Annotated in this window: 11 protein-coding genes and 2 riboswitches; of the genes, 7 read left to right on the top strand and 4 right to left on the bottom strand. The window is 71.4% G+C overall.

Annotated elements, in window-relative coordinates:
* Together cobO and BTH_RS24505 are read right to left on the bottom strand one after the other, a co-directional pair.
* Entirely contained in the window at positions 1–603 is a 603-nt protein-coding gene (cobO, locus tag BTH_RS24510; RefSeq protein WP_009891182.1) for a cob(I)yrinic acid a,c-diamide adenosyltransferase, read from the bottom strand.
* A 58-nt stretch (positions 604–661) separates the two neighbouring features.
* A complete protein-coding gene (locus tag BTH_RS24505) occupies positions 662–1090 on the bottom strand; it encodes a cobalamin biosynthesis protein (protein WP_025988533.1) in 429 nt (142 codons plus the stop codon).
* Positions 1091–1283: 193 nt separating this feature from the next.
* Positions 1284–1444: riboswitch (cobalamin riboswitch) on the bottom strand.
* Positions 1445–1622: 178 nt separating this feature from the next.
* A riboswitch (cobalamin riboswitch) is annotated at positions 1623–1882 on the top strand.
* Between the two features lie 346 nt (positions 1883–2228).
* On the opposite strand from BTH_RS24505, the gene BTH_RS24500 reads away from it, so the two are divergent.
* From BTH_RS24500 to BTH_RS24470, 6 genes are all read left to right on the top strand, one after another.
* Complete coding sequence (locus BTH_RS24500; RefSeq protein WP_009891178.1) at positions 2229–3290, top strand: HoxN/HupN/NixA family nickel/cobalt transporter; 1062 nt, start codon at positions 2229–2231, stop codon at positions 3288–3290.
* Between the two features lie 83 nt (positions 3291–3373).
* Positions 3374–4447 carry a cobalamin biosynthesis protein CobW gene (cobW, locus tag BTH_RS24495; protein WP_009891171.1) on the top strand — a complete coding sequence of 358 codons (1074 nt, stop codon included), beginning with the start codon at positions 3374–3376 and terminating at the stop codon, positions 4445–4447.
* Positions 4448–4483: 36 nt separating this feature from the next.
* Positions 4484–8320 carry a cobaltochelatase subunit CobN gene (cobN, locus tag BTH_RS24490; RefSeq protein WP_009891169.1) on the top strand — a complete coding sequence of 1279 codons (3837 nt, stop codon included), beginning with the start codon at positions 4484–4486 and terminating at the stop codon, positions 8318–8320.
* Positions 8321–8618: 298 nt separating this feature from the next.
* Positions 8619–9908 carry an ATP-binding protein gene (locus BTH_RS24480; protein WP_009891165.1) on the top strand — a complete coding sequence of 430 codons (1290 nt, stop codon included), beginning with the start codon at positions 8619–8621 and terminating at the stop codon, positions 9906–9908.
* Between the two features lie 71 nt (positions 9909–9979).
* A complete protein-coding gene (locus BTH_RS24475; protein ID WP_009891164.1) occupies positions 9980–10594 on the top strand; it encodes a vWA domain-containing protein in 615 nt (204 codons plus the stop codon).
* Positions 10595–10906: 312 nt separating this feature from the next.
* Positions 10907–11593 (top strand): alpha/beta hydrolase, encoded by a 687-nt coding sequence (locus BTH_RS24470; protein WP_009891162.1) that lies wholly within the window; start codon positions 10907–10909, stop codon positions 11591–11593.
* A gap of 209 nt (positions 11594–11802) precedes the next feature.
* Here BTH_RS24470 and BTH_RS24465 read toward each other — a convergent pair whose 3' ends face one another.
* Positions 11803–12057, bottom strand: a complete 255-nt coding sequence (locus BTH_RS24465) for a hypothetical protein (protein ID WP_009909436.1) — start codon at positions 12055–12057, stop codon at positions 11803–11805.
* Between the two features lie 389 nt (positions 12058–12446).
* Positions 12447–13808, bottom strand: a complete 1362-nt coding sequence (locus BTH_RS24460; protein ID WP_009891157.1) for a T2SS-translocated chitinase — start codon at positions 13806–13808, stop codon at positions 12447–12449.
* Here BTH_RS24460 and BTH_RS35490 point away from each other — a divergent pair.
* Entirely contained in the window at positions 13795–13923 is a 129-nt protein-coding gene (locus BTH_RS35490; protein WP_009909433.1) for a hypothetical protein, read from the top strand. The genes BTH_RS24460 and BTH_RS35490 overlap by 14 nt on opposite strands.
* Positions 13924–13951: the final 28 nt, after the last annotated feature.

The following is a 13951-nucleotide window of genomic DNA, read 5'->3' as shown; positions in this document are numbered from 1 at the left end:
TCAGAACTCCACGCCGCGCTGCGCCTTCACGCCTTGCTCCTTGTACGGATGCTTGACGAGCCGCATCTCGGTGACGAGGTCGGCCGCGTCGACGAGCGCGTCGGGCGCGTGCCGCCCCGTCACGACGACGTGCAGCGCCGGATCGCGCGCGGCGAGGGTCGCGAGCACTTCGTCGAGCGGCAGGTAGTCGTACTTGAGCACCGTGTTCAGCTCGTCGAGGATCACCATCCGGTAATCGCCGCTTTCGATCATCCGGCGCGCCTCGTCCCAGCCGCGGCGCGCGGTCGCGATGTCGGCGTCGCGGTTCTGCGTGTTCCACGTGTAGCCGTCGCCCATCGTGACGAAATCGCATTGCGCGTGCGCGCCGAGAAAGTCGCGCTCGGACGTGTGCAGCGCGCCCTTGATGAACTGCACGACGCCCGTTTTCATGCCGTGGCCGAGCATGCGCACGGCCATCCCGAACGCGGCCGTGCTCTTGCCCTTGCCGTTGCCGGTATGGACGATCAACAGCCCCTTCTCGACGGTCGCGGCCGCCTGTTTCTTCTCGTGGCCCGCGCGGCGGCGCTCGGCCATGCGTTGATGCGATTCGGAATCGGTTTTCATCGGCTGAAGTCCTGTGAGTCGTGGGGTTCGTGAATCGGAAGACGTCGCGAGGCGCGCGTCACAGCGGGCCGGCGAGCGCGGCCGTCACGCCGTCGAGCGCGAGCTTGCGCACGATGAGCGCGCCGTTCGGCGCGGCGAGCAGCGCGCACGGCTCGCAAACGCCGTCGACGCCGAAGCGCGCGCGTGCGGCCGCGCACGGCGGCGCGCGCGCGGCGAGCGACGCATCGCGGCCGAGGCGAGCGAGCCGGGCGAGCCGGGCGAGGTGCGCGGCGATCTCGTCGCGCGAGAACGCCGCGAGCGGCCAGCCGTGGCGCGCGCAGCATTCGACGAGGCCGGGCTCGCGCGCTTTCGCGTCGAGCGTCGCGACGACGCCGACAGCGGCGAACGACGCCCCCGGCAAACGCGCGAGCGCCGCGCGGATCGCGGCCTCGATCGCGTCGGCGGGCCGTCCCGCGCGGCAGCCGATGCCGAGCGCAACGCGCATCATCGGCGGGCCGCGCGCGCATCGCGCTCGCGCGGGTTGCGGCTGCGTGAATCGGAAGAAGTCATGCGGTTTCGGCGATCGACGGCCGGCTGCCGGCCGGTTGTCGAATGGCATCGGTTGCGTGGATGGCGCGCCCGTTTCCGCCTCCCGCGGAAAACCCGGCGTTCGGCGAGCGCGGCTCGCCCCGTGCGTCGGCCGGTATCCGGGCTGACCGCTTGCCATCCCGCCGCCTTCCCGTCCGTGAGGACAGTGGCGCGAAGGCGGGATGCGCGACGCGCGTCGGCGCGCGTCGCAGGCGGCGTACCGTTGCGGGGGCAGCACAGGCTGCGCGGGCTGGCCGCTTCCTGTTTCCCGTTTGCCCGGGCGCGCGAGTGCGCGCCCGGGCACCGAACGCGCGCATACGATAGCACAGCGCCGGCCGCGCGGCCTGCCGAGCCGCTTCGCCGCGCGGCCCGCGCCGATCGCGCGCGGCGGCGCCCCGGCGCAGCCTTGGCGGAACCTTTTGTCCGCCTTGACGCGCCGCGTCCGCACGGCCTACACTCGCTCGCGTTTCGGTGCTCGCATGCGGCTTCTGTCGCACGCAGTCAAACGGGAAACAGGGAGCGCCGCCGCATCGCGGTTCGCCAACCTGTGCTGCCCCCGCAACGGTAAGCGAAGGCATCGCGCAAGCGGTGCGACGCCGGCTTCTCCGCGTGCCTGACGGCATGCGCGGCCAACCACTGGACGCATCGCGTCCGGGAAGGTGAAGCGGCGTTTTCGTCAGCCCGGATACCGGCCGAGACACGGGGGTCGTTCGCCGGTCGCGCGCATGCGCCGCACGGCGGCGAGCGGCTCCGGGGTTCAGCGCCGCGGGGAGGCGGCGTGTCGTCCACGGCTGCATCGCGCCGCTTGTCGCGGCTCGCCCGTTTCATCCCCGTCCGTCGCCGCGCGCTTCGGCGCGCGCCGCGCATGTCGCAGGCATCTGCAGATGCGCGCATCGCGGACGCGCACGTCGCGGACGCGCATGTCGCGAACGCGCATGTCGCGAACGCATGCCGGCGCGCGGACGGCCGATGGACGAAGCGGGGGGCACGCGCATCGCGCGCGATGCCGCGCGTGTTGGCATTCACCTTGTTTGTCGACCGTTCGCAAAGGGAGCGTCATGCTCAAATCGTTTCTCCGTCTCTTCAACGACAGCCCCGTCGAGCTGCGCAGCAAGATCGTCGGGATCTACGCGATGCTGATCGCATTCAACGTCGGCGCGTGGATCTGGGCGTTCGCCGCGTTTCACGGCCAGCCGGTGCTGCTCGGCACCGCGCTCCTCGCGTATACGTTCGGGCTGCGCCACGCGGTCGACGCCGATCACATCGCCGCGATCGACAACGTCACGCGCAAGCTGATGCACGAGAAGAAAAACCCGCTCGGCGCGGGGCTCTTCTTCTCGCTCGGCCATTCGAGCGTCGTGATCCTGATGACGGTCGCCGTCGCGCTGACGGCCGCGACGCTCGCCGAGCGTTTCGAAGGGATGAAGGCGTGGGGCGGCGTGATCGGCACGAGCGTGTCGGCGTTCTTCCTGCTCGTGCTCGCGTTCGCGAACCTGCTGATCCTGATCTCGGTGTACCGGACGTTTCGCGCGGTGCGGCGCGGCGAGCCGCTCGTCGAGCAGGATCTCGACATCCTGCTCAACCGGCGCGGCTTCTTCGCACGGATCTTCCGGCCGCTGTTCGCGATCGTGTCGCGCAGCTGGCACCTGTATCCGATCGGCTTCCTGTTCGGCCTCGGCTTCGACACCGCGACCGAGATCGCGCTGTTCGGCATCTCGGCGACGCAGGCGCACGGCGGGCTGTCGTTCTGGTCGGTGATGGCGCTGCCCGTGCTGTTCACCGCGGGCATGACGCTCGTCGACACCACCGACGGCATCATGATGATGGGCGCGTACCGCTGGGCGTTCGTGCGGCCGATCCGCAAGATCTACTACAACATGACGATCACGTTCGTGTCGGTGCTCGTCGCCGTGGTGATCGGCGGCATCGAGGCGCTCGCCCTCATCGGCGGCAAGCTCTCGCTCAAGGGCGGCCTGTGGGATTTCGCCGCGATGGCGGCCGAGCACTTCGGCATGCTCGGCTACTTCGTGATCGGCCTCTTTGCCGCGAGCTGGATCGTCTCGGCGCTCATCTACCGGATCAGGCGCTACGACGATATCGAGGTGACGATCTCCGTGTGACGTTTCCCCGTCAAGTTCCGCATGACCCGCGCGCGTTCGCGCACCGCCCTTACACTGACCCGATACCGACCAACGGAACCACCATGCAGATGCGCAAAATCCCCGTGACGATCGTCACGGGCTTTCTCGGCAGCGGCAAGACGACGCTCTTGCGCCACATCCTCCGGCATGCGGGCGGCCGCCGGATCGTCGTGATCGTCAACGAGTTCGGCGAGCTCGGCATCGACGGCGAGATCCTCAAGGGCTGCGGCATCGGCTGCGACGAAACCGGCCGCGAAGCCGACGGCCAGCTCTACGAGCTCGCGAACGGGTGCCTGTGCTGCACCGTGCAGGAAGAGTTCTACCCGGTGATGGAAAAGCTCGTCGAGCGCCGCGCGGAGATCGACCACGTGCTGATCGAGACGTCCGGCCTCGCGTTGCCGAAGCCGCTCGTGCAGGCGTTCAACTGGCCGTCGATCAGGAACGGCTTCACGGTCGACGCGGTGCTGACCGTCGTCGATGCGCCCGCCGCCGCGCTCGGGCAGTTCGCCGAGAACCCGGTCGCCGTCGACGCGCAGCGCCGAGCGGACCCGAACCTCGATCACGAATCGCCGCTGCACGAGCTGTTCGCCGATCAATTGGCGTCCGCCGATCTCGTGATCGTCAACAAGACCGATCTGCTCGACGACGCGGCGCTCGCGTCCGTCGAGACGGCGATCCGCGAGGAGGTGCCGCCGCAGGTGAAGCTCGTGCGCGCGCAGCGCGGCGAACTCGATCTCGCGACGCTGCTCGGGCTGAACGCCGCGTCGGAAGAGACGATCCATCTGCGCCACGATCATCACGGCTCGGCCGACGATCCCGACCATCATCACGACGAGTTCGATTCGGTTGTCGTCGAGGCGCGCGCGGGGTCGCGCGAGGCGGTGCTCGACGCGCTCGCGGCGCTCGTCGAGACGCACACGATCTATCGCGTGAAGGGCTTCGCGGCGCTGCCCGGCGCGCCGATGCGGCTCGTCGTGCAGGGCGTCGGCCGGCGCTTCGACAGCTATTTCGACCGCCGCTGGCGCGAAGGCGAAGCGCACCGGAGCCGCTTCGTGCTGATCGGCGAGGGGCTTGACGCGGCCGCGCTGCAGCGCGCGTTCGACGCGGCGCTCGCCGCGCGCGGGCAGCCCGCGTGATGCGGCGGTAAGCGCAAGTGGAGCGGGAGTAGAGCGATGCATCTGTTGCGCACGACGCCTGGCGGCTTCGTCGACGATACGGCGGGCGTCGTCCGGATCGACCAGCGTCCGGCCGACATCGTGATCCTCAGCTCGGCCGACACGACGCTGTCGCTGCTCGCGAGCGTCGTGCCGACGCTCGGCGGCGGCTTTCCGAGCGTGCGGCTCGCGAACGTGACGTTCCTGAGGCAGCCGGCGTCGGTCGATTTCTACGTCGACGACGTGCTGCGGCACGCGCGCGTCGTCGTGATCGATCATCTCGGCGGCGAGGCGTACTGGCCGTACGGGATCGAGCAGGCGGTCGCGCTCGCCGGGCGCGCCGGGCAAAAGCTCGCGATGTTCTCGGGCGACCTGCAGGAAGACCCGAACCTGATCGCGAAGAGCACCGTCGAGCCCGAGCTGTGCCGGCTGTGGTGGCGCTATCTGCGCGAGGGCGGGCCGGCGAACGCGCAGGCGCTGCTGCGCAGCATCGCGCATCACGGGCTCGGCGTGGGCGACGCGCCCGAGCCGCCGCGCCCGCTGCCCGCCGCCGCGCTTTATCATCCCACGCTCGCGAGCCCGAGCCTCGACGACTGGCGCGCGCGCTGGCGCGAGCATGCGCCGGTGGTCGCGATCCTCTTCTACAAGGCGCACTGGCAGGCCGCGAACACCGCGGTGTTCGACGCGCTCGCCGACGCGCTCGCGCGCGCCGGCCTGAATCCGCTGCCGATCGCGGTGACGTCGCTGAAGGACGCGATGAGCCGGGCGGTCGTCGATGCGCTGTGCGCGGACGCGAACGTGTCGCTCGTGCTGAACACGACCGCGTTCGCCGCCGGCGCGCTCGACGCCGCCGAGCCCGAGGCGCTCGCGGGCGATGCGCCCGTGCTGCAGGTGATCCTGTCGGGCGGCAATCGCGACGCGTGGCTCGCCGACGCGCACGGGCTGAACGCGCGCGACATCGCGATGCACGTCGCGCTGCCCGAGGTCGACGGCCGGATCGTCACGCGCGCGGTGAGCTTCAAGGGGCTCGCGTACCGCTGCCCGCACACCGAGGTCGACGTCGTGCGCTACCAGCCGGACGACGAGCGGATCGCGTTCGTCGCCGAGCTGAGCCGCCGCTGGTGCCGGCTGCGCACGCTCGACAACGCCCGCAAGCGCGTCGCGCTCGTGCTCGCGAATTATCCGGCGAGCGAAGGGCGGATCGGCAACGGCGTCGGGCTCGACACGCCGGCGTCCGCGCTCGCGGTGCTCGCGATGCTGCGCGACGAAGGTTACCGGATCGGCGAGCTTCCCGGCGACGGCGACGCGCTGCTCGCGCGCATCACCGAGGGCGTGACGAACGATCCGTCGACGCGCGCGCTGCGCCCGGCGTTCCAGAGCTATTCGCTCGACGATTACCTGCGCCGCTTCGCGCAGTTGCCGGACGCGGCGCGCGATGCGCTCAACGAACGCTGGGGGCCGCCCGAGGCCGATCCGACGCTGCGGCAGCGGCGCTTTCCGATCGCCGGCTGGCGCGCGGGCCACGTGTTCGTCGGCGTGCAGCCGTCGCGCTCGCGCGGCAGCGACGACTACGCGAACTACCACGACGCCGATCTCGTGCCGCCGCACGCGTATCTCGCGTTCTACTTCTGGCTGCGCGACGCGTTTCGCGTCGACGCGCTCGTCCATGTCGGCAAGCACGGCAATCTCGAATGGCTGCCCGGCAAGAGCGTCGCGCTGTCCGATGCGTGCTGGCCCGACCTGATCCTCGGGCCGATGCCGCACCTGTACCCGTTCATCGTCAACGATCCGGGCGAGGGCAGCCAGGCGAAGCGGCGCGCGCAGGCGGTGATCGTCGATCACTTGATGCCGCCCCTCACGCGCGCGGAGAACTACGGGCCGCTGCAGGATCTCGAGCGGCAGGTCGACGAATACTACGACGCGCTGATGGTCGACCCGCGTCGCGCGAAGGTGCTGCGCGAGACGATTCTCGCGACGATCGTCGAGCACAAGCTGCACGAGGAGCTGAGCATCGCGCCGCCCGCCGGGCGCGACGCGGAGGACGCGCTGCTCACGCGCGTCGATGCGTGGCTCTGCGAGCTGAAGGAGGCGCAGATCCGCGACGGGCTGCACACGTTCGGCAGTTCCCCGCGCGGCCGGCAACGCCGCGACACGCTGGCGGCGCTCGCGCGCTTTCCGTCTGGCGACGGCCGCGGCGAGCACGCCGGGCTGATCGGCGCGCTCGCGCGCGATCTCGCGCTCGGCGAATCGTTCGATCCGCTCGCGTCCGACTGGGCCGCGCCGTGGACGGGCCCCCGGCCCGCCGCGCTCGGCGCGGTGAGCGACGAGCCGTGGCGGCATGCGGGCGACACGCGCGAGCGGCTCGAGGCGCTCGCGAGCCGGCTGATCGAGCGGCTGGGCGGCGATGAGCGCGATGAGAGCGATGCGCCGGACGGCGCGGCGCGCTTCGTCGCGCCCGGATACGTCGCCGCGCACTGGCCGCACACGCACGCGGTGCTCGAGCGCATCGCGCGCGACGTGCTGCCGCGCCTCGACGCGTGCGGCGACGAAGAACTGCGCCAGTTGAGGCGCGGCCTCGAAGGGCGCTTCGTGCCGCCGGGGCCGAGCGGCTCGCCGTCGCGCGGCCGGCCGGACGTGCTGCCGACGGGGCGCAACTTCTACTCGGTCGACACGCGCGCGGTCCCGACGCAGGCCGCGTGGACGATCGGCCTCAAATCGGCGCAGCAACTGGTCGAGCGCCACCTGCAGGAGCACGGCGACTACCCGCGCGCGGTCGGCCTGTCGGTGTGGGGCACGGCGACGATGCGCACGGGCGGCGACGACGTCGCGCAGGCGCTCGCGCTTCTCGGCGTGCGGCCGAAGTGGGCGCACGGCAGCCATCGCGTGACCGATTTCGAGATCCTGCCGATCGAGATCTTCGACCGGCCGCGGATCGACGTGACACTGCGCGTGTCCGGCTTCTTCCGCGACGCGTTCGCGAATGTGATGCATCTGTTCGATGCGGCCGTGCAGGCGGTGGCCGAGCTCGACGAACCCGAGCACCTGAACCCGGTGCGCGCGCGCGTGCGGCGCGAGGCCGACGCGCTCGTCGCGCGCGGCATGCCCGCCGACGAGGCGCGCCGGCGCGCCGGCTGGCGCGTGTTCGGCGCGCGGCCGGGCGGATACGGCGCGGGGTTGCAGGAGCTGATCGACGGCCGCCGCTGGCAGACCGACGCCGATCTCGCGCACGCGTACCGGAACTGGGGCGGCTACGCGTACGCGCAGAACAGCGCGGGCGAAGCCGCGCACGACGCGTTCGGCGCGCGCCTCGCGACGATCGACGCCATCGTGCAGAACCAGGACAACCGCGAGCACGACATCCTCGATTCGAACGACTACTATCAGTTCCAGGGCGGCATGGCGGCGGCGGTGCGCCACGCGTCGGGCCGGCAACCGGGGCTTTATCACGGCGACCACAGCAATCCGGCCGCGCCGCGCATGAATACGCTGCGCGAGGAGATCGCGCGCGTGATCCGCTCGCGGGTCGTCAATCCGAAGTGGATCGACGGCGTGAAGCGGCACGGCTACAAGGGCGCGGCCGAGATCGCCGCGACCGTCGACTATCTGTATGGGTACGACGCGACCGCGCGCGTGATCGCCGATCACCAGTACGCGCTCGTCGCCGGCGCATATCTGCACGATCCCGACACGCGTGCGTTCCTCGAGCGCCACAATCCGCATGCGCTGCACGGGATCTGCGAGCGGCTCGTCGAAGCGATGCAGCGCGGCCTGTGGCAAGCGCCGGGCGCGCACCGCGACGCGATCGAAGGCTATCTGCTCGCGAGCGAGCAACGCCTCGAAGGCGGGCGGCGATGAGCGGCGCGGCGGGCGGCGCGCGGCTGGCGCGGGCGGCGAACGCCGGGGCAGGCGCCGCGCGCACGGCGTCGGCATCGTCGTCGGCTATGATGCGGCGCGCGCATGCTGTGCGCGGCCTTCGCCGTGCGCGTGCGCCCGCCGGCGTGCGCGCGGCGCGAAGCGCGCGGACCGGCCGATCGCCGCGACTGGCTGAACCGACGCATTCGACGCCTCCAACGCCTCCTGCATCTCGGCCGCATTCGGGATCGCCGGCGTACTCGACGCAGCCGAGGCAAACGTCACCATCACGGGAACTCAGGTGAACCAAACGAACGAAGCCGTCTCCGACGACCGCGCATTGCCGGCCGCCTATCCGTTTTCCGCGCTGATCGGCCAGGCGGCGTTGCAGCAGGCGCTGCTGCTCGTGGCCGTCGATCCGGGCCTGGGCGGCGTGCTCGTCGCCGGCCCGCGCGGCACCGCGAAGTCGACCGCCGCGCGCGCGCTCGCCGAGCTGCTGCCCGAGGGGCGCTTCGTCACGCTGCCGCTGTCGGCCACCGACGAGCAGGTGACGGGCTCGCTCGATCTCGCGAGCGCGCTCGCCGACAACGCGGTGCGCTTCTCGCCCGGCCTCGTCGCACGCGCGCATCTCGGCGTGCTGTACGTCGACGAGATCAACCTGCTGCCGGACGCGCTCGTCGACGCATTGCTCGACGCGGCCGCGAGCGGCGTCAACACGGTCGAGCGCGACGGCGTGTCGCACAGTCACGCGGCGCGCTTCGCGCTTGTCGGCACGATGAATCCGGAAGAGGGAGAACTGCGGCCGCAACTGCTCGACCGCTTCGGGCTGATGGTCGAGCTCGCGAACTGCTACGACGCGGCGACGCGGCAGCGGATCGTCAAGGCGCGGCTCGCGTTCGATCTCGATCCGCATGGCTTTCGCGAACACTATCGCGACGCGCAGGCGGCGCTCGTCGCGAAAATACGCGCGGCGCGCGCGGCGCTGCCGGCGCTCGCGTTCGACGATGCCGCGCACGCGCGTGTCGCCGAGCTGTGCATCGACGCGGCCGTCGACGGGCTGCGCGGCGACCTCGTGATGCTGCGCGCCGCGCGGGCGCTCGCGGCGCTCGACGGGGCGGCGAGCGTCGCTGCGGCGCACGTCGAGCGCGTCGCCGCCGACGTGCTGCGCCATCGACGCACGCGGTTCGAATCTCAACCCGAATTTCAACCCGAATTTCAACCCGAATTTCAACCCGGATCTCAGCCGGAGGCTCGGCTCGGGCCTCAGCCCGACTCGCGATCGGGCGGCGGCCACGCGCTGGGCGGGCTCGCGGATGCCGCCGAAGCCGAAGCCGCGCGCGCGCCGACGCCTCGCGACGCGCGGCCGCGCGAGGCGGCCGACGCGCGGTCCGCCGGCGCGAGCGGATCGGCGCATCCCCCTGCGCGCGCGTCGTCCGACGCGGAACGGCGCGCGGCGGGCGATCGCGACGCGTCGCGCGACGGCGGCCGCGGGCCGGCCGTCGACGACGGCGACTGGGGCTATCTGCCACCCGAGCCGGCGGGCATCGCGCCCGTCAAGGGCGTGATCCCGCTGCCGCTAAAAAAACGCTGAGCCATCGGGCGGATGCCGCCGCTGTCGCCGCGCACGCGCCCGACAGCGGGCTTCGATGGCTCGAACGAGGCATGCGGCATGACGATGCGCGCGGCCGCCCCGGCACGCGCATCGCGTGGCGCGCGACGTTCGCGGCGAAGCGCGGCGAGGCGTTGCGCGCCGACCATCTGCGCTATCGGCCGCAGGCCGGCTCGCCGGGGGCGCTGCATTGCTTCGTGCTCGACTGCTCGGCGTCGATGCTGACGGCCGAGCGGCTCGCGCGCGCGAAGGGGCTCGTCGTCGCGCTGTTCGATTCGCTTGCGCGCGAGCGCGCCGACGCGGCGCTCGTGTGCTTCGGCGGCAACTCGGCCGGCGTGCGTTTCGGGCCGGCCGTGCCGCGCTGGTGGAACGAGCGCTGGCTCGCGCCCGTCGGCGCGGGCGGCGGCACGCCGCTCGCGCGGGGCATCGGCGCCGCGACGCGGCTGCTCGCGCGCGCCGCCCGGCGCCGCCCGCGGCAGCAGCGCTGGCTGTGGCTGCTGTCGGACGGGCGAACCACCGAAGCGCCGGCGCGGCCGGCGTTCGCCGACCGGATCGTCATCGTCGACTTCGACGACGCGGCCGTGAGGCTCGGCCGCTGCGAGCGGCTCGCGCACGCATGGGGCGCGGCGCTCGTCACGCCGCAGGCGCTCGAGCGCGGGGGCGGATGAACGACGCGCCGACGGTTGCATGCGAGGCGGCGGTGCGGTGTGCGGGCTGCGTCGGCCGCATCGATCAGGAAACGGCGGCGAACACGCCGGCGCGATGCGCGGGCCGTTCACGCGGGCCGCTCGCGCGATCATGCGCAGGCGGGGCCGCGAGGCGGACGGCAAGGTCGCCGAGACAGCGACACGCGTCACGAGCGCGTCACGACGTGTCACGAAACGCGGCCGCCCGTTGCGCGTGCAAGCGGCTGCCGGTCATCCCGATGTGCGATCATCGACGCGTTTTCTTCCGATCCCCCATCTGAACGGAGCCCCAGCATGCTTGACGAAACGCCGACGATCGAAATCGAGACCGGCCCGAACCCCGCGTTCGCGGTGATCCTGATGCACGGCCTCGGCGCCGACGCGAACGATTTCGTGCCGCTCGTCCCTGAGTTGCGGATCGCGAACGGCCCGGCGGTGCGCTTCGTGTTCCCGAACGCGCCCGAGATCGCGGTCACCGCGAACAACGGCTACATGATGCGCGCGTGGTACGACATCCTGTCGTTCGAAGGCGTGAACCGGCAGGTCGACGAAGCGGGAATCGACGCATCGTGCGCGGCCGTGCGAAGCCTGATCGCCGAGCAGAACCGGCGCGGCATCCCGACATCGCGGATCTTCGTCGCGGGCTTCTCGCAGGGCGGCGCGATGACGTATTCGGCGGGGTTCACGCATCCGGACGCGCTCGCGGGGCTGATCGTGCTGTCCGGCTACGTGCCTTCGCCGCGCTTCATCGACGCGCGGCTCGCCGGCGCGAATCGCACGACGCCGATCTTCGCCGCGCACGGCACGGACGACGACATCCTGCCGATCCGCCTGGGCGAGGCCGCCCGCGATTTCGCGCGCGAGAAAGGCGCGAGCGTCGACTGGCACGCGTATCCGATGCCGCATGCGGTGTGCATCGAGGAAATCGACGCGCTGCGAAGGTGGCTGCATGCGCGGATCGCCGCGCTGCAAGCGGCATGACCCGTCCGCCGTCGCGCCTCGTTCCACGCGTGGCCGGCTTGCTTGCCGTCCGGCGCCTCGGGTGGCGAGCACCGCGAACGGCGGCTCACCTGTCGCGCGTCACGTCTCGCGTGCCACGCGCCGGCTGCCGGACGCGGCGTCTTGCCTCCGACGGCGAAACGGTGGTCGATGTATTGCCCCGCTAGCCGCGCGGGAGCGCGCCGCCAATGTCACGGATGCGAATAGAAGCGATCGTTCTGCGCGCTGCGAGCGCGGCGGTGTGTCCGATGAGGCTTGTTGCGGCGCACGGGATGCCGATGCGGCTTCGCCCGCTGCATGCGCGCCCGAGCCGGGGCGGAGGCCGGTTGCGACGTGACGCCCGTGGGCGTCGTGCCGCCTTCGTCGAAGTGGTAGGTCTGCGTTTGCGCCTGCGCGGCGGGCAACGCGAAGCAGACGAGGGCGATGCACGACAGGAAGCGTTTCATGGCGGCTCCGGGAAGATCGACGCGCTCAGGATACTGCAGTCGCGCGGCGTCGCTCCATCGTCCGATCGTCATATGGCCGCCGTCCGCCGCCGAATGGACGCCGTGCCGCCGGTTGCCTGCCGCTCGACGCGAGCATGCGGGGCCGTGATTTTGTCCACGGACGGTTCCTGCGAAAGGCGCGCGCTCCGCCGCCGATCGGCGGCGACGGGGCCCGGCAACGCGCGCGCCATCGTGCGAAGCCGCAGCCCGGCGTCGACACGACGCATCCGAAAAGAGGCGCGCGCGCCGTGCGCCGAACGGCCCGCGCGGCCGCATGCAAGGGACCGGCCGGCGACGCGCCGGTCCCACGGCCGGCTACCGCGCGGCGATGCGCGGGCCGGCCGCCGCGATCACGCTTGCGCCCACGGTCCGCCCGCGGTCGGCACGTCGCCCTGCGTCCACCATTTCGCGCAATACTTCGCGCCCTGATACATCACGCACGCGCCGCCCGGATACGCGGTCGTCGACGACCACGCCGGCACATTGCCGCCGACGGGCTTCCACACCGCCGCTTGCCCCGGAATATCGCCCTGCGTCCACCATTGCGCCTGATAGGTCGTGCCCTGGTAGGTGACCGTCGCGCCCGCCGTGTAGACCTGCGTCGCGGACCACGGCGCGCCCGGCTGCGGCGTGCCGCCGCCGTCCGAGCCGCCTCCGTAGTTCGGGTCCTGGGTGACGCCCGCGCCCCAGTGGCCGCTCAACTGCTTGAAGACCGACGAGAACGCGTACGGCTGCTGCGCGACGCCCGAGCAGATCGGCGACGCGTACTGCGAGCCGCCGTCGCACGCCTTGTCGCGCGTGATCGACCAGATGCCGACGAAGCCGTAATTGTTGTTCGCGGCCGCCGTCTGCACGCTCTGCGCGTTCGCGAGCGTGAAGGTTTCGCCCGCGACGTCGTTCACGCCGATCATCGGCGTCACGCCGACGAGCTGCTTCAACTGCGCGTCCGTCTGCGGCTTGCCCACCGATTTGTACGCGGTGTCGAGCTGCGAGTAGAGGCCCTGCGCGGCGCTGATCGCGGCCGCTCCCATGTCGATGCCGGACGGGCCGTAATCCATCGTCATGATGTTCACCGCGTCGAGCGCCACGTTGTTCGCGAGCGCCGCATTCAGCACGTTCAGGCCGTCCTGCACGAGGCCCGTGGGCATTGCCGGCAGCGTGAGCGTCACGTGCAGCGGCTTGCCTTTCGCCGCGTAGTCGGCCTGCAGTTGCGCGACCGCCTGGAAGTTGCGCGCGACGGCGGCCGAATCCTGCTGCGACGCGCCCTCGATGTCGAAATCGACGTGCGTGAGGCTGTACGTGTCGATCACGGTCTGATACGCGCTCTTCAGCGCGGCGACGCTCGTGCACGCCTGCATCAACGGCTGGCCGGCCGCGCCGCCGAACGACACCGCGACGTCGCCGCCTTTCGTGCGATACGCCGCGACCGACGTCGCGATCTTGTCGAGCAGGTCGCCCGTCGCGCCGTTGCCGATCGGCTGCACGCCGCCCCATGACGGCACGCACTGGTTGCCGCCCGACACGACGAACGCGAGCATGAATTGCTGGATGCCTTGCCGCACGCCGATCTGGTCGACGAGCGGCGTCGGATAGAGCGTCACGTCGACGTAGGGCGCGTAGACGCCCGCCGCCTGAGACGCGCCCGTCGCCGCGAACAGACAGCCCGCCGCGATCGCGCGCGGGACGATGCGTGACAACATGCTGAAGGTCATTGTTCTCTCCATGTTGATGGGGGGATATGCTGGCCCGCATACCGCCGTCGCGCCGCCGCGCTCGATGGGCGGCCGGCGTTTCGGCTTGCACATCATGGAGGAATCCACCGCATGATGGAATCGTGAGTCGTGCTTTTTATTAT

Origin of the sequence: Burkholderia thailandensis E264 (genome assembly GCF_000012365.1) — a bacterium.
GTDB classification, from domain to species: Bacteria; Pseudomonadota; Gammaproteobacteria; order Burkholderiales; family Burkholderiaceae; genus Burkholderia; species Burkholderia thailandensis.
The sequence above is the reverse complement of the archived record's forward strand: the minus strand, read 5'-3'. Positions and strand labels throughout refer to the sequence as shown.